Here is a 15,440-nt window from a genome sequence, read left to right as displayed (position 1 = left end):
TGAGAGTTCCCTTAAATTTCCGTGAGCGCCCCCAGCCCGGCGTTTTCGCAGGTCAAAGGTCACAAAATAGTCACGAAACGATTGCGTTATGAGGCATGCATCACAGCGGTAAAAGTCATCCGATCGCCGCGATACAACGACCGCCGCTGCTCGATCGGAACGCCGTTCTGGTCATAGGACACCCGGTTGAGCAGAAACATGGGCGTGCGGCTGTCGACGGTCAGTAACGCCGATTCCCGCGCGTCGGGCAGCGCGGTGTCGATGGTGTCGACCGTCCGCTCGAACTTGATCCCCCGGCTCCGGATCTCGGCGTACAGCGAGACCCGGTAATCGAACGTCTCGCGCAGCCCGGGATAGCGGGCGGCGGGCAACTTCGTCGTCTCGAGACCGACCCGCACACCGTCGGTGGTCAGCACGCGCTCCAACTGGATGATCGGCGCGCCCGGCTCGATGGCGAGTTGGCCGGCAAGTGTCTCGTCGGCGGTCAGGTCGGTCCAGCCGACCAGGATGCGCCCGGCGCTCAACCCCTTGTCCTTGGCAGCCTCGGTGTAGGAGCCCATCGCGAGCGGCAGCTGAACCTTGGGCTTGGCGACGACCGTCGTGCGGCCCCGACGTTCGACACGACCGTCGAGCAGAAGCTCACGCAGCGCCTGCCGGACGGTCTCGCGTGCGACGTCGAACTGTTCGGCAATCTCGCGTTCGGCCGGAAAAGGGTCGCCGACCTCCATGTCATCGAGCATCCGATCCAGTTGTGCGCGAACCACCTGGTGCTTGAGAACTCGATGCTCTGCGCTCGCAGCCACGAGACCACCGTACCAATTCCTGGTATAGACCATGGTATAGACCAAGAAGTTTCGAGCTGTTAACCTTCCGTTCGCCTTAGCTGAACCTGTTGGTATAGACCAACGCACAGGGTGTGTGGCGGATCAACCCCGCCCCCTCGAAAGGTTTCCGCGCCCATGAAGATTCGTCCCCGCCGGCCGATCGCGGCCGCCGCTGCAGCTGCCAGCATCGCCCTGGTCATGTCCGGTTGTTCGGGTTCCGACAGCTCCGAGGCCACCACCGAACAGGGCTTCCCAGAGACCATCACCCTGGCCGCCATCCCCGCCGAGAACTCCAGCGATCTCAAGGCCAGCTATGACCCGCTCATCAAGCTGCTGGAGAAGGAAACCGGGTCGAAGGTCGAATTCGTCCAGGCCTCGGACTACGCCGGCGTGGTCGAGGGCATGATCGCCGACAACGTCGACCTCGCATTCTTCGGGCCGTTCGCGTATGTCGTGGCCGGCATCAACGGGGCCAAGATCACCCCGATCGGCGCCGTCATCAAGGACGAGGGCACGCAGCCGGGCTACCAGTCGTACGGCCTGGCCCGCTCCGAAGAGGCAAACATCAACGGCCTCAAGGACTTCGCGGGCAAGAAGGTGTGCTTCGTCGACCCGGGTTCGACGTCGGGATTCCTGTACCCGAGCGCGGGGCTGATCGAGGCCGGTGTCATCAAGTCCGGTTCGGAGGCCGACATCTCGGCCGCGATGTCGCCGATCTATGCCGGTGGCCATGACTCGTCGGCCCTCGCGATCGCCAACGGCGACTGCGACGCCGGATTCGCGTTCGACACCATGGTCGACAAGACGATGATCGAGAAGGGCGACCTCAAGCCCGGCCAGCTCAAGACGGTGTGGAAGTCGGAGATGATCGCCGGCTCGGTGTTCGCCGCCAACGACTCACTCGGCACCGAGGCCATCGACAAGCTCAAGAAGGTGTTCGCCGACAAGGCCAACGTGACCAACTTTGAGGCAGAAGGCTTTTGCGAGGGTGACGCGTGCCGGATCACCGACGAGCGCGCGTGGGGCGTCGTGCCGGTCAACGACTCCGATTACGACGGCGTCCGCCACGTCTGCGACGTGACCGGTTCCGAGAAGTGCAAGGGCTGACATGAGCAACGTCACCAAGAAATTCGGTGACACCCTCGCACTGGACGACGTGTCCCTCGACGTGCACCGCAGCGAGCTGCTCGTGCTGCTCGGCCTGTCCGGGTCGGGCAAATCCACGCTGCTGCGCTGCCTCAACGGGTTACACCCCGTCACGTCGGGTGCCGTCGACGTCGGCGGCACCCGGGTGGACCAGGCCTCGAGCGCGCAGCTGCGTGCCCTGCGCAGGCGGGTCGGGTTCGTCTTCCAGCACTTCAACCTCGTCGGCCGGCTCAGCTGCCTGGAGAACGTCCTCATCGGCGGCCTCGGCCAGCTGCGTTTCCCGCGCTATGGCGCGCTCACCTACCCCAAGAGCATGCGCGTGGCGGCGCTTGCCCACCTGGACCGGGTCGGGCTCGCCGATTTCGCGGAGCGTCGCGCCGACACGCTTTCGGGCGGCCAACAGCAGCGCGTCGCGATCGCACGCACGCTGATGCAGCGGCCGGCGCTCCTGCTGGCCGATGAGCCGGTGGCCTCACTCGACCCCGAAAACGCCGGCGTCGTCATGGATCTGCTGTTCCGCGTGTGCATCGAGGAGAAGCTGACCGTGGTGTGCACGCTGCACCAGGTCGACCTCGCGCTCGGCTGGGCGCACCGCCTCGTCGGCCTGCGCAACGGGCAGAAGGTTCTCGACCGGCCCGCCGTGGGCATGACCCGCGACGACGTCATGGCGATCTATCAGCGCGTCGACCCCACAGTCACCTCGACCACCCGTCCGTCATGACCATCGAAGTCACCGAGCGGCCGGCGGCCTCCGGGCCGTCGGCGCCAAATCGCAAGCCGCCCTGGCCCGGTCTGCTTCAGCTCGTCGCGATCGCCGCGGTCCTCGCCACGATCGTGTCGGCGTGGTCGATCGATTTCGCCCCCACCGCTCTGATCGACGGATTCGACGAGGTCGTCGCACTACTCGAACGCATGGTGCCGCCGCGTCTGGACGACCCGGGCCGGATCGCCGGACTCGCCGTCGAGACACTGTTGATGGCCGTGCTCGGCACGGTTCTCGCTGCCATCGCGTCGGTACCGCTGGCATTCATGGCCGCCCGCAACACCACACCGCACCCAGCCGTGTACGCGGTGGCACGCGCGATCATCACGTTCTGCCGGGCCATGCCGGATCTGCTGTTCGCGGTGCTGTTCGTCCGCGCACTCGGAATCGGCGTGCTGCCAGGAATTCTCGCACTCGCCCTGCATTCCATCGGCATGCTCGGCAAACTGTTCGCCGACGCGATCGAGCAGACCGATCCGGGTCCGCGCGAGGCCGTGCGCAGTACCGGCGCCGGATACTTCCGCGAAATGCTCAACGCTGTCGTCCCCCAAGTGATGCCGGCCTGGATCGGCACCTTCATCTACCGGATCGACATCAACCTGCGCATGTCGGTCGTGCTCGGCTTCGTCGGCGCGGGTGGTATCGGCTTCGCCCTGCAGGATGCGTTGCGGGGCTTGATCTATCCACGCGCACTCGGCATCGTCTGCGTGATCCTGGCGATCATCGTGGCCATGGAGCTGCTCGCGATCCTCATCCGCAGGATGCTGCTGACCCCCGAGCAGACAAGTCCGGCACGTGATCGCGCCACCCGGTTCGTCTTCTCGGGCCTTCTGATCGGCACGGTCCTCGCATCCTTCGTGGTGTTGAAGATCAATCCGGTGTCGCTGTTCACCTGGGTGCTTCCCTCGGTCGAGGTCTTCACCCGCATGATCCCGCCCAACTTCGACGCGCTCGGCAGCGAATTGTTCGTCGCCGCAGCACAAACGGTCGCGATCGGCGTGGTTTCCACGGCGATCGGCGTGGTGCTGTCGATACCCGTCGGCATCCTCGCGGCCCGTAACGTCACGCCGAATGCTGTGGTGTACTGGTTCGCCCGCGGCTGGATCCTGTTGGTACGGGCCGTGCCAGAGCTCATCCTGGCCGTGGTCTTCGTCGCGGCTTTGGGTCTCGGGCCGATCGCAGGCACCTGTGCGCTGGCCATCGGATCGGTCGGCTTCCTGGCCAAGTTGGTCGCCGACGCGGTCGAAGAGATCGACCCCGGTCCGATGGAAGCCGTCAAATCGGTGGGCGGCGGTTGGTGGAAGACATTGTTCGCCGCGGTGATTCCGCAGTCGATGCCTGCGATGGTGGGCTCGAGCCTGTACCTGTTCGACGTCAACGTGCGCACTTCGACCATCCTCGGCATCGTCGGGGCGGGCGGCATCGGTTATCTGCTGTTCGAGTCGATCCGCACGCTGAACTTCGACGTGGCCGGCGCCATCGTGATCGTCATCTTCGTCATCGTCTACGCCATCGAAAGGTTGTCCGGGTGGATACGCTCACGCCTCGTGTGACGCTGGCCGCGGTCTGGACCGGCGGCTCCGAGGTCGAGCTGCAGAAAGTCGGGATCCCCGAGCTCGGCGATGGAGATGTCCTGGTGCAGGTTCGGTTGGCCACGGTGTGCGGCAGTGACCTGCACACCGTGACCGGCCGCCGTTCCGCCGCGTGCCCGTCGATCCTCGGCCATGAAGCCGTCGGCGACGTCATCGCCGCCGGTCCGCGTGCGCCGGTCCAGGTCGGGCAACGAGTGGTGTGGTCGGTGACGGTCACCTGCGGTGAATGTGCGCGCTGCCGTTCGGGTTTGACCGCGAAGTGCACATCGGTGCGCAAGGTCGGCCATGAGCCGTTCGACGGTGACTGGCCGTTGTCGGGCTCGTATGCCGAGCACGTGGTGCTGCCCAAGGGCACGACGATCGCCGTGGTGCCGTCGACTCTGCCCGATACCGTGGCGGCCCCCGCGGCATGTGCGACGGCGACCGTGATGGCGACGCTGGAGGGGGCCGGCGAGCTCGCCGGGCGCCGCGTATTGATCGGCGGGGCCGGCATGCTGGGCCTCACCGCGGTGGCGGCCTGCGCCGAAGCCGGCGCCGACGTTCAGGTCGTCGACATCGATCCCGGACGCCTGGAATTGGCAACGGAATTCGGCGGCCGCGCCGGTGACGGTGGGCCGGTCGATGTCGCGATCGACTACACCGGCTCCACCGATGCCGTCGCGCAGGCACTGGGCCGACTCGACATCGGCGGCGTGCTCGTACTCGCCGGGTCCGTGATGCCTGGCGCGCCGTTGGCCGTCGACCCGGAAGCCGTTGTCAGGCAATGGCTCACCATCACGGGTGTGCACAACTACGAGCCACGCCACCTGCACCGGGCCGTCGAGTTCCTCGACCGGACCAGAGACCGCTATCCGTGGCACTCGCTGGTTGGGGCGCCCGTCCCGCTCGACGACATCGCGTCGGCGTTCTGCGCGCCACCGGTCGGGAAGTTACGGACGGCAGTGGCCCCGCGGCCCTGACCCGTTCGCCGATACTGTGACGAACGTGCAACTTGTTGAGGCGATCTCGACCTCACGGCACAAAAGCCTGCACGTTCGTCACAGTGCGTCACAACGGAAAAGCCGAACCTCCCTGGCGTGGTGACGACCACGAACCAGGTTTATTCGCTGCTGTCGCTGCCGCTGTTGTCACCGCTGTCGCTGGAGCCGGCAGCCGATGAAGAAGGCGACTTCTTATCGTCGTCGGTACGCGTCGTCGACTTCGTGTTCCCGGTGAGCTTCTTGACGCTGTCGCGCACGTTGGACCGGAAGTCCTTGACGCTCTGGCGGATTCCGCTTCGGTCATCGGACTTCTGCACACCCTTGCGCGACGGCTTCGCGACCTCGGACTCTGTCTTCGTGTCTGTCGTGTCCGTCGTGTCGGCCGTGTCCGTCGCCGACCCGTTCTCCTGGACCTCGGTTTCGGTCTTGGTTTCAGTCGAAACGGTGACTTCCTCGACCGCCGGCTTCGTGAGCTTCTCCACGACGGCCCGCAGCGGGCTGACGGTCGCGTCCTCGGTTTCGTCCGCCTCGACCACGTCTTCGACTTCTTCGACCGCGGTGCTCGCCTCAGCGGTTTCAACGTCCTCGGGCGTCTTGATGTCGCGAGGCGCAGGCTCCTCACCCCACGGCGTGAGGATGCCGGGCGCGGGAATGTAATCGCCTTCGCGGCCGGGAAGCAGCGGACCGAGGTCGCCGTAACCCCCGTTGAGCAAGCCGTCCACCACGTGGAAAGGCGCGCGGACAACGGCTTCGAAGAACGGCTGAAGCTCGCCGGTCGTCATGGAGTAGAAGATCTCGGAGTGGGCCATACCGGCTCCGCCGATCGCGCTCAGCAAGGGGCCGACAAGCCGCACGGCGGTGTACTCGACCAGCTCCGGTAGCTGCCGGATCTCGGTCTCCAGCGCCGGGAACTGGCGGGCCAGCACGTGGGCGACCGCGTCGTTGAACGGTCCGATCACGAGCGGTGCGATGGGTGCGAACACCATGTCGGCCACCAGCGCGTAGTTCCAGTGCGTCAGGTCGGCATCGGGCCAGGTGGCCTGCACGGTCTGCCACAACTCGGGCACCTTGCGGAAGAGCGCATCGCCGCTCAGCTCGAGCGCCTCGGTCGCGCCCGCAGCCAGAATCTGTGCGTACTCGGCGAAGTTGACGTGCTGAACCTCGGTCGACACCACGCGCGGCGCGACCGCAGCGATTTCAACGTCGGTGTCGGGCAGCGCCGCGATCGACCCCAAGGAAATGACACCAGCACCCGCCAGCGCCACCCCTGCCGTGAGCGATCGCCGAAAACCCTTGTCCGCCATAACGTTTAAAACTCCTGCGCTGCCTTGGACGATTGACAACGCAAACGTTAGCTGAGAAGTTGCTGTAAATGGGGGCTACGTCCCCCGGGGTTCAGCCCTGGAACACCCGGATCCAGTCGACCAGCATCTCCGCCGGATAGTTGCCGCCCGCGGGTTCGCGCCCACCCGATCCGCCGACGGCGATGTTGAACACGGGCACCATCGTGTAGCCAGGATCGTTGAACGGCCAGTCCTGCAATGAATTCGCGGGAACCTCGAAGAACGGCTCCATGCCGGGGCCGTAGTCCTTCCAGAAGTACATGCCGGCAGGCGTCCACGACATACGCCAGGTGTGCCAGTCGCTGTCGACCGGATGCGGGTTGGTGGCGAACGACGTGCCGTCCAGCCGGGCGTGCACCGTGGTGCCCGAGGGCCAGTCGCGGTTGCCGTACCACTCCACGAGGTCGACCTCGCCGCCGCGGACCGGATCGTCGTTCAGAACCCAGAACGCCGGCCAGGCCCCGTCGGTGAGGCAGTTGAGCTTGACGCGCGCCTCCCACGTGGTGCCGATGCCACCACGCCACAGTCCGACGACCTTGGCGCTCGCGTACTTCTCCTGGATCGTGGTGCCCGGCCCGCGCGTCGCGCGGATGACGAGGTTGCCCTTGCCGTCCTGGAACGCATGCTCCTGGTCGGTCACGTACCGGCCCATGTTGAACGGCTTGTCCCACTCCACGGGGTTCTTGATCGTCTCGCGGGCAGGCACGAGATGCCACCATGCCGGATCCGGTGGTGAGCCCGCCGGGCCGTTGAACTCGTCCTGGAACAGAAAGTTCGGCGCGGTATCGGCAGCAGCCGGGCCGGGCCCGGGCGGGTTGTCGCCGATGTTCGGCTCTGCGCTGGCGGTTCCGGCGGGCAATGCTGCGGCCGCCACCCCCAGACCCATCATGAACATCACGCGGCGACGATCCATTTCAGGCACAGCCACACAATAGATGGACGCCAAACGATACGGCGTATTTCGGTGCGGTGAACGGGTGCGGCGTCGCCACAGACACGACGGTCAGAGACGCAAAAGCGCAGCTACGCACCGGCGGCAGACGCATCGCCGCGCGTTCAGAGGGTGCCGACCGAAAGTCGCGGGTGACGACGACGCCGGCGTCGGCCGGGGCCGCACGTCACAGACTCGTCATAGTCCCAGCGTGCGACGGACTGCCCGGTGAAAACCGCACGTCTCGACACACAGGTTCGCGTTACACAGTAGAAACTTCGGTCGTTTGAGTTGCAGACCGTGAATTTTCCCGAAAAATGCTCAACGGCCCAACAAATGGCGTACAGCTGTATCGGGCAATCGTCGGGTTGGAAAACAAGGGGAACAGATGAAGTCGACGCGCAGAGTTTTGACCATCGCCAGCGTCGCCGCGCTTGCGGTGATCGGGGTGGCCGCCTGCGGTGGGGGCGAAAGCTCGACCGCGAAAGAGGGCGGTGAGATCAACGTCAGCATGACGTCGTTCCCCGATTACATCGACCCGCAGCTGTCCTACACGCTCGAGGGCTGGGAGGTGCTCTACAACACCTACACCCCGCTGCTCACCTATAAGCACGCCAAGGGCGAGGAGGGCACCGAGGTGGTGCCCGGGCTGGCCAAATCGCTGCCCGAGGTCTCCCCTGACGGCAAGACATACAAAGTCACGTTACGACCGAACATGAAGTACTCGGACGGAACCCCCATCAAGGCATCGGATTTCACCTATGCCATCCAGCGCCTGTTCAAGGCCGACTCCGGCGGTTCGGTGTTCTACGGCGTCATCGCCGGCGCCGACGACTACGCGGAAGGCAAGGCCGACACGATCAGTGGCATCAAGACCGACGACGCGTCCGGCGACATCACCATCACGCTGACCGGGCCGAACGGCACGTTCGACCACATCCTCGCGCTGCCGTTCGCCGCGCCGGTCCCCCCGAGTACCCCGCTCGACAAGGACGCGACCAACAACCCGCCGCCGACCAGCGGACCGTTCACGATCACCAAAGTCGATGCGCCGCACACCCTCACGATGGAACGCAATCCGCAGTTCCAGACCGTCAAGGACGCCGGTGCCGACGAGGTGGCCGATGCGCACGTCGACAAGATCATCATCACCCAGAACAAGAGCAACAGCGCCCAGGTCACCGGCGTACAGCAGAACACCATCGACTTCATGGTCGATCCGCCCGACGCCGACCGGCTACCCGAAGTGAAGGCGCGTTACAGCGACCGCTTCCGGCTCGAGGACTCGATCAACACCTACTACTTCTGGATGAACACCCAGCTGGCACCGTTCAATGACCTGCGGGTGCGCCAGGCGATCAACTACGCCATCGACCCCGAGGCGCTCAACCGCATCTTCGGTGGCCGGTTGCACCCCACCCAGCAGATCCTGCCGCCGGGGATGCCGGGCTACGAGGAGTACAAGCTCTACCCCGGGCCGGACATCAACAAGGCCAAACAGCTCATCTCCGAAGCGAATCCGGCTGACCGCAACATCACCGTGTGGACCGATGACGAGCCGGACCGCAAGCGCATCGGTGAGTACTACCACGACGTGCTCACCCAGCTCGGGTTCAACGCGACACTCAAGGTCATCGCGGGCGACGTGTACTGGACGACGATCGGCAACCAGACCACGCCCGATCTCGACACCGGGTTCGCCGACTGGTTCCAGGACTTCCCGCATCCCGACGACTTCTTCCGGCCGCTGATCAACGGCAAGAGCATCCTTCCGACCAACGGCAACAACTACTCTCGGGTCAACATCCCGGGACTGGACGCCAAGATGGATGAACTGCTCACCAAGCAACTGTCCGACGACGTCGAGAAGGGTTACGCCGACCTGGACCGCGCGTTCATGGAGCAGGCCATCTGGGCGCCGTACGGCAACGAGCAGTTCACCACGTTCCTGTCGGATCGCATGGACTTCGACACGAGTTATCACCATCTGCTGTTCAACCAGGACTACACCTCCTTCGCGCTGAAGTAATGGGGGTCGCGGTCACCGGGCACAGTCCCTGGTATCTGGCCTGGATCCGGCTGCGGCGCAACAAGGTTGCGCTGGCATGTGGCGCGCTGTTCGTCGCGATCGTGCTGTTCTGCCTGGCCGCCCCGCTGTGGGCGGAACATGTGGCACACACGTCGCCGAACGAGAACCACATCACCGACAAGGTGCTGATCGACGGCGAAGAGACATACGTCGTGTCCCCCGACGGCACACCGCTTGGTCCGGGCCTGCACGGCCGCTACCTTCTCGGCGCCGACCAGAACGGTCGCGACGTGATGGTGCGGTTGATGTACGGGGGCCGTACCTCGATATACATCGGTCTGGCCGCTGCGCTGACCACGACGGTGCTGGCCGTGATCATCGGCCTGCTCGCGGGCTATTACCGGGGGTGGATCGACGCACTGCTGTCGCGGGTCATGGACGTGGTGTGGGCATTTCCGGTGCTGCTGCTGGGTATCGCACTGGGCACGGCTCTGGCCCTCGGCGGGTTGAAGGTGGGCCCGATCCAGGTGGCCGGGGACTCGCTGTGGATTCCGATCCTCATCATCGGGTGCGTCTATGTGCCCTACATGGCGCGGCCAATCCGCGGCGAGGTACTGGCCTTGCGGCAGAAGGAGTTCATCGAGGCGGCCGTCGCGATGGGCAAGGGCCCGTTGCGGATCATGGTCTCCGAGTTGCTGCCCAACATCGTCTCGACGGTCATCGTGTTCTTCACCCTCAACATCGCCAACAACATGCTGCTCGAGTCGGCGCTGTCGTTTCTGGGTGCCGGAGTACGGCCGCCCAACGCGTCGTGGGGCACGATGATCGCCGACGGCTACCAGACGATCTACACCGCACCGCATCTGACGATCGTGCCCGGCCTGATGATCGTGATAACCGTGTTGTCGCTCAACGTGTTCGGGGACGGGCTGCGCGATGCGCTCGATCCCAAGGCCAAGATCCGGTTGGAGCACTAGACCATGGCCAGGTTCATCGTCAGACGCGTGCTCGGGATGATCGCGGTGTTGTTCGCGATCTCGCTGTTGGTGTTCGTCATCTTCAACGTGATCCCGAACTCCGATCCGGCCGCGCGGATCGCCGGGAAGAACGCGAACCCGGCCCTGATCGCGAGGGTGAGTCAGGATCTCGGCCTCGATCAGCCGTTGCCGGTGCAGTACCTGACCATGATGAAGCAGATCGTCACCGGCCAGCTCACCTCCTATGCGAGCAATCGCAATGTGGCCGAACAGATTTGGGAGGGCCTGCCGGCCACGATGTCGTTGTGCATCGGTGCGGCTGTGCTGTGGATGGCGCTGGCCATCTGGTTCGGCTACCTCAGCGCCGTGCACGCAGGCAGGTTCACCGACCGCGCCCTGACGGTGCTCTCGCTGGCCGGCATCTCGATGCCGGTGTTCTGGCTCGCCGCGATCCTGCTGTACTACCTCAGCTACAAGCTGGAACTGTTCCCCGCGAGCAGTTACGTACCGCTGGCGGAGAATCCGCTGCAGTGGGCGTATCACCTGATCCTGCCGTGGGTCACGCTCGCGGTGCTCTATGTGGGCTTCTACAGCAGAGTGCTGAGAACCAACATGCTCGACGTCGCGAACGAAGACTATGTGCGCACCGCGCGGGCGAAGGGCATCAGCGAGCGCCAGGTGCGCACGCGCCACATCCTGCGCAATTCGCTGATCCCGATCGTCACGCTGTTCGGTCTCGACTTCGGCGCCGTCGTCGGCGGCGGTGCGATCCTCACCGAGACCGTCTTCAACATCAACGGTGTAGGCCTGTACGCAGGTGAAGCCATCCGCACACTCGACCTGCCCCCGCTGATCGGGGTGACGATGTACGGCGCGTTCTTCATCGTGCTGTTCAACACGATCGTCGATCTGGCCTACGCCTACCTCGACCCACGGATCCGACTCGGAGAGGCGGCCCCCGCATGAGCGAAGCTCCCGAGCGAATCGTCGAGCGGGGCACCCTCTTACAGGTCACGGATCTGTACGTCCGGTTCGCCACCGACGAGGGCGTGGTCCGCGCCGTCGACGGTGTCTCGTTCAGCCTGAAACCCGGCGAAATACTGGCCGTGGTCGGAGAATCCGGCTCGGGCAAGAGCGTAACCGCACAGACGTTGATCGGCCTTACCCGCTCATCGAACGCCGCGATCGAAGGCTCGATCGATTTCGGTGGGCGAGAGATCAACGGCCTCGACGACGATGAGTTGCGTGACGTGCGCGGCGAACACATCGCGATGGTCTTTCAAGACCCGATGACCTCACTCAACCCCGTGTACCGGGTCGGAGACCAGATCATCGAGATGATTCGGGCGCATCGGGACGTCGCCAAGGCACAGGCCCGCGAGCAGGCGGTGGAACTGCTTCGCGCAGTTGGTATCCCGCATCCGGAGCGGCGAGTCCACGACTACCCGCACGAATTCTCCGGCGGTATGCGTCAGCGCGTCATGATCGCCATGGCACTAGCCCTGGAACCGGAAGTGCTGATCGCCGACGAACCGACCACCGCGCTCGACGTGACGGTGCAGGCCCAGATTCTGCGGCTTGTCGACCAGCTCAATCGTGACCGCGAACTCGCGGTCGTGCTCATCACGCATGACCTCGGGGTTGTCGCCGAGGTCGCCGACCGCGTGGTGGTGATGTATGCCGGCCAGATCGTCGAGGACGGCTCGCTGGAGGAGATCTTCTACGACCCGCAGCATCCATACACCTGGGGCCTGCTGGGCTCGCTTCCGCGCGTGGAAGATTCACATCCGGATCGGTTGCCGCAGATTCCGGGGCAGCCGCCGTCACTGCTGAATCCACCCTCCGGTTGCCGCTTCGCGCCGCGGTGCCCGCACGTATTCGATCAGTGTTCACAGCCGCCGCCGCTGGAAAGCCGAGACGGCGGAAGCCATCTGGACCGGTGCTGGCTTCAGCCCGCCGAGAAGAGAGCGCTTCGATGACAGCGCTGCTGGAGGTCACTGATCTGGTCAAGCACTTCCCCATCAAGTCCGGGGTCGTCATCGATCGGGAGGTCGCGCGGGTGCGCGCGGTCGACGGGGTGAGCCTGTCGCTCAACGAAGGCGAAACCCTGGGTCTCGTCGGCGAGTCGGGCTGCGGAAAGTCCACTCTGTGCCGTCTCATCCTGCAGTTGACCCAGCCCACATCCGGTTCGGTGCGGTTCGACGGCCATGAACTCGTCGGACGTTCGCAACGTGACCTGCGTCCGATGCGCAGGCAGATGCAGATGATCTTTCAGGACCCGTTCGCGTCGCTGAATCCACGCAAACGCGTCGGACAGATCATCGGCGATCCGATCGAACTGCACGGCCTGGCCAGCGGCTCGGAGGCCAGGCGCCGGGTGCACGAACTGCTCGATCGAGTCGGCCTCCAGGCCGAGCATTACAACCGATACCCGCACGAGTTCTCCGGCGGCCAGCGACAGCGCATCGGAATCGCCAGAGCCCTTGCCCTGCAGCCGAAACTCATCATCGCCGATGAGCCGGTTTCGGCGCTCGACGTCTCGGTGCAGGCACAGATCATCAACCTGCTCAAGGACCTGCAGCAGGAGTTCGGGTTGTCGTACCTGTTCGTGGCGCACGATCTCGGCGTGGTGCGCCACGTATCCGATCGGGTGGCGGTGATGTACCTCGGCAAGATCGTCGAAACCGCCGATGCGGACAGCCTCTACCGCAGGCCGTTTCACCCGTACTCAGGTGCGTTGCTGTCGGCGGTGCCCATCCCGGATCCGCGGCGCAACGCGGCCAGGGAGCGTCTTGTGCTCGAAGGGGACGTGCCCAGCCCGATCGATCCGCCCGCGGGCTGCAGTTTCCACACCCGGTGTCCGTGGTGCACCGAGGTGTGCAACGTCGATACGCCTGCCCTGCTCGACCTCACCCCCGGGCACGCGGCGGCCTGTCACCACCCGCGTAATCAGGGATAGGGCTGGAACGGATTCCGTGGTTGTTGCGGGTACGGATTCTGCGGCTGCTGGTTGGGCACCTGGATCGGGATGGGCACCGGCACGAACGGCACCGTGACGTAGGTCGTCGTCATCGGGTTGGTCGTGGTCGTCGTCGTGGTCGGCGTCGTCGTGGTGGTTGTCGGTGTCGTCGTGGTCGTCGTTGTTGTGGTCGTGGTGGTCGTTGTCGTTGTGGTGGTTGTTGTCGTGGTCGTGGTCGGCGGCGTCGTGGTCTGCGTGACGACCTCGGTGTGGGTGACGGGCGGCGGAGGTGGCGGCGGCGCCTGGGTGACCGTCACCGGCGGAGGCGGCGGTGCCTCGGTCACGGTCGGCGGCGGTGGCGGCGGCGCGACGGCGCTGGGTTGCGGCTCCGGAGTGAGGGGCTTCGGCTCGGCGGTCTTGACTTCCGATGTGGGAGTGCTGCCCTCGGAACTGGTCAGCGCATACGTCACGCCACCCAGAGCAAGCAGTACACACACGCCGGCCACACCGAACACCGCGAGCGGTAACCGCTGCCACGCCGAGCGCCGCTGCTCGATCGGTCCCGTCGGCGGAACGTACTGCACCGCAGGCCGTGCCGAGGTCTCGCTGCCGTAGGTGTCGACCACATCGGGCCCGCTGTAGGGCACGACGTCGTCACCGGAATCGTCCTGCGACCAGGCCAGCGCCCGGAACGTCGACGATCCCGGCTGTTCGGGCACCACAGCAGGCGCGGTTTGGGTCGCCGGGGCAGCCGCGACCCCGAGCGTGGGAGCCGCACCGGTCATGGCGTCGGCATCGGCGACGTAAGCCGCCGACAGCGCGGCGCCGATCGCGGCGTCGAGCGCCGGCTGCGGCGTCGTCACCACCACGGCCCGGGAATGCTCCGAAAGTTGTTGAGTGATAAGCGGAATGCTCGCCCCACCGCCGAGGGTCACCACCGCCGAGATCGCCGACCAGCTGATCCTGTTGCGCTCCAACGCATTTTCGAGCGCTTCGAGCGCGCCGGCGAGCGGTTGTCGCATGAGCGATTCGAGTTCGCTGCGGGTGACGCGGACGGTGGCCGAGTAACCGGGCAGCTCGACCACCAGGTCGGTGGCCGTCACCGACGACAGCCGTTCCTTGGCCTGCCGGCACTCCTCCCGCAACCGGGCCAGCGATCCGACGGCCGCGGTACCGGCCGGATCGAGCCCGCCGGCCTGGGCCACGCCGTCGAGCACATGCTTCAACAGCGCCTGGTCGATCTGGTCGCCGGAGAAATCCGGGAATCGGACGGTCTCGTCGATCGGTTCGAACGCCGAGGCCGCGTCGGCGAGTGTGATGCTCGTGCCGCCGCCACCGAAATCCATCAGCGCGACGACGCCGCCCTGCGGTAAGCCGGGATTGGCGCGCAACGCGGTCAGCGAGGCGACCGCGTCGGGAATCAATCGGGCGGGCATACCGTCACGGGACAGGCTGGGGTTCGTCCGCAGCGCGTTGCGCAAGGCCCGCAGGGTCGGCGCGCCCCAGTGGGCGGGCACGGCGATCGCCAGCTGTGGCGATGGCCCGCCTGCCGCCTCCACCATCGCGTCGAGCGCCTCGACCAGCAGCGTGTCAGCGGGATAGGACGCGCCGTCGGGCGCCACGAGCGGTACCGGATCGCCGACGCGTTCGACGAAGCCGGCCAGCGTGACACCTGTCGTCGAATCGGGCACACCGACCTGCGGCGTACGGTCTGTCGACAGGGTCAACACCGATCGCCGGCTGACAGGTTGATTGCCGACTCGCGCCGCAACCAAGTTGGTGGTCCCGATCGACAACCCCAACGGGTCGCTCATAACGCACGCCACCCTAGCCGCCGAACCGGGCAACGTTCAGCCGACACTCCGCGTCCGGCGGTCCAAGCGCGTTCCGCCGATG

General features: G+C 65.6%; 13 protein-coding genes. 9 read left to right on the top strand and 4 right to left on the bottom strand.

Annotated elements, in window-relative coordinates; genetic code table 11:
• Window positions 1–86: 86 nt before the first annotated feature.
• Window positions 87–836 (bottom strand): GntR family transcriptional regulator, encoded by a 750-nt coding sequence (locus tag AWC31_RS17790; protein WP_067853086.1) that lies wholly within the window; start codon window positions 834–836, stop codon window positions 87–89.
• 123 nt (window positions 837–959) lie between these two features.
• Between AWC31_RS17790 and AWC31_RS17785 the strand changes: the two genes are divergently transcribed.
• Genes AWC31_RS17785 through AWC31_RS17770 form a run of 4 tightly spaced genes read left to right on the top strand, consistent with a single transcriptional unit; the run spans window position 960 to window position 5,284 of the window.
• Complete coding sequence (locus tag AWC31_RS17785) at window positions 960–1,931, top strand: phosphate/phosphite/phosphonate ABC transporter substrate-binding protein (protein WP_085145381.1); 972 nt, start codon at window positions 960–962, stop codon at window positions 1,929–1,931.
• 1 nt (window position 1,932) lies between these two features.
• Window positions 1,933–2,691 carry a phosphonate ABC transporter ATP-binding protein gene (gene phnC, locus AWC31_RS17780; protein WP_085145380.1) on the top strand — a complete coding sequence of 253 codons (759 nt, stop codon included), beginning with the start codon at window positions 1,933–1,935 and terminating at the stop codon, window positions 2,689–2,691.
• On the top strand, window positions 2,688–4,286 hold the full coding sequence (gene phnE, locus AWC31_RS17775) for a phosphonate ABC transporter, permease protein PhnE (protein WP_085145379.1): 1,599 nt from the start codon (window positions 2,688–2,690) through the stop codon (window positions 4,284–4,286). The genes phnC and phnE overlap by 4 nt, the downstream gene beginning before the upstream one ends.
• Entirely contained in the window at window positions 4,262–5,284 is a 1,023-nt protein-coding gene (locus AWC31_RS17770; protein ID WP_085145378.1) for a zinc-binding dehydrogenase, read from the top strand. The genes phnE and AWC31_RS17770 overlap by 25 nt, the downstream gene beginning before the upstream one ends.
• Before the next feature lie 140 nt (window positions 5,285–5,424).
• Here the strand turns inward: AWC31_RS17770 and AWC31_RS17765 are convergent, their stop codons facing one another.
• Both AWC31_RS17765 and AWC31_RS17760 read right to left on the bottom strand, forming a co-directional pair.
• Window positions 5,425–6,609 (bottom strand): hypothetical protein, encoded by a 1,185-nt coding sequence (locus AWC31_RS17765; protein WP_085145377.1) that lies wholly within the window; start codon window positions 6,607–6,609, stop codon window positions 5,425–5,427.
• 91 nt (window positions 6,610–6,700) lie between these two features.
• The gene (locus AWC31_RS17760) at window positions 6,701–7,561 is read right to left on the bottom strand and encodes a glycoside hydrolase family 16 protein (RefSeq protein WP_085145376.1); all 861 of its coding nucleotides are present in this window, start codon (window positions 7,559–7,561) and stop codon (window positions 6,701–6,703) included.
• A 406-nt stretch (window positions 7,562–7,967) separates the two neighbouring features.
• On the opposite strand from AWC31_RS17760, the gene AWC31_RS17755 reads away from it, so the two are divergent.
• The 5 genes from AWC31_RS17755 to AWC31_RS17735 are packed head-to-tail and all read left to right on the top strand — an operon-like array spanning window position 7,968 to window position 13,544.
• Entirely contained in the window at window positions 7,968–9,608 is a 1,641-nt protein-coding gene (locus tag AWC31_RS17755; RefSeq protein WP_085145375.1) for an ABC transporter substrate-binding protein, read from the top strand.
• Window positions 9,608–10,585 (top strand): ABC transporter permease, encoded by a 978-nt coding sequence (locus AWC31_RS17750; RefSeq protein ID WP_085145374.1) that lies wholly within the window; start codon window positions 9,608–9,610, stop codon window positions 10,583–10,585. The genes AWC31_RS17755 and AWC31_RS17750 overlap by 1 nt, the downstream gene beginning before the upstream one ends.
• 3 nt (window positions 10,586–10,588) lie before the next feature.
• Window positions 10,589–11,551: an ABC transporter permease gene (locus AWC31_RS17745; protein ID WP_067853052.1), complete on the top strand. Its 963-nt coding sequence runs from the start codon at window positions 10,589–10,591 to the stop codon at window positions 11,549–11,551.
• The gene (locus AWC31_RS17740) at window positions 11,548–12,564 is read left to right on the top strand and encodes an ABC transporter ATP-binding protein (protein WP_085145373.1); all 1,017 of its coding nucleotides are present in this window, start codon (window positions 11,548–11,550) and stop codon (window positions 12,562–12,564) included. Before AWC31_RS17745 ends, AWC31_RS17740 begins: the two co-directional genes overlap by 4 nt.
• Window positions 12,561–13,544 (top strand): ABC transporter ATP-binding protein, encoded by a 984-nt coding sequence (locus AWC31_RS17735; RefSeq protein WP_085145372.1) that lies wholly within the window; start codon window positions 12,561–12,563, stop codon window positions 13,542–13,544. The genes AWC31_RS17740 and AWC31_RS17735 overlap by 4 nt, the downstream gene beginning before the upstream one ends.
• On the opposite strand, the gene AWC31_RS17730 is transcribed toward AWC31_RS17735, so the two are convergent.
• Window positions 13,535–15,358 (bottom strand): Hsp70 family protein, encoded by a 1,824-nt coding sequence (locus AWC31_RS17730; RefSeq protein ID WP_085145371.1) that lies wholly within the window; start codon window positions 15,356–15,358, stop codon window positions 13,535–13,537. The genes AWC31_RS17735 and AWC31_RS17730 overlap by 10 nt on opposite strands.
• Between the last annotated feature and the right edge of the window lie 82 nt (window positions 15,359–15,440).

The sequence above is a fragment of the Mycolicibacterium wolinskyi genome (genome assembly GCF_002101965.1).
Classification (GTDB): domain Bacteria; phylum Actinomycetota; class Actinomycetes; order Mycobacteriales; family Mycobacteriaceae; genus Mycobacterium; species Mycobacterium wolinskyi.
Note: the sequence above shows the minus strand (reverse complement) of the source record. Positions and strands in the feature narration are given on the sequence as shown.

Bases quoted from the DNA above. Each gene is read 5' to 3' on its own strand.
- AWC31_RS17790 (WP_067853086.1), bottom strand. From the start codon at position 836: ATGGTCTATACCAGGAATTGGTACGGTGGTCTCGTGGCTGCGAGCGCA.
- AWC31_RS17785 (WP_085145381.1), top strand. From the start codon at position 960: ATGAAGATTCGTCCCCGCCGGCCGATCGCGGCCGCCGCTGCAGCTGCC.
- phnC (WP_085145380.1), top strand. From the start codon at position 1,933: ATGAGCAACGTCACCAAGAAATTCGGTGACACCCTCGCACTGGACGAC.
- phnE (WP_085145379.1), top strand. From the start codon at position 2,688: ATGACCATCGAAGTCACCGAGCGGCCGGCGGCCTCCGGGCCGTCGGCG.
- AWC31_RS17765 (WP_085145377.1), bottom strand. From the start codon at position 6,609: ATGGCGGACAAGGGTTTTCGGCGATCGCTCACGGCAGGGGTGGCGCTG.
- AWC31_RS17760 (WP_085145376.1), bottom strand. From the start codon at position 7,561: ATGGATCGTCGCCGCGTGATGTTCATGATGGGTCTGGGGGTGGCGGCC.
- AWC31_RS17755 (WP_085145375.1), top strand. From the start codon at position 7,968: ATGAAGTCGACGCGCAGAGTTTTGACCATCGCCAGCGTCGCCGCGCTT.
- AWC31_RS17750 (WP_085145374.1), top strand. From the start codon at position 9,608: ATGGGGGTCGCGGTCACCGGGCACAGTCCCTGGTATCTGGCCTGGATC.
- AWC31_RS17745 (WP_067853052.1), top strand. From the start codon at position 10,589: ATGGCCAGGTTCATCGTCAGACGCGTGCTCGGGATGATCGCGGTGTTG.
- AWC31_RS17740 (WP_085145373.1), top strand. From the start codon at position 11,548: ATGAGCGAAGCTCCCGAGCGAATCGTCGAGCGGGGCACCCTCTTACAG.
- AWC31_RS17735 (WP_085145372.1), top strand. From the start codon at position 12,561: ATGACAGCGCTGCTGGAGGTCACTGATCTGGTCAAGCACTTCCCCATC.
- AWC31_RS17730 (WP_085145371.1), bottom strand. From the start codon at position 15,358: ATGAGCGACCCGTTGGGGTTGTCGATCGGGACCACCAACTTGGTTGCG.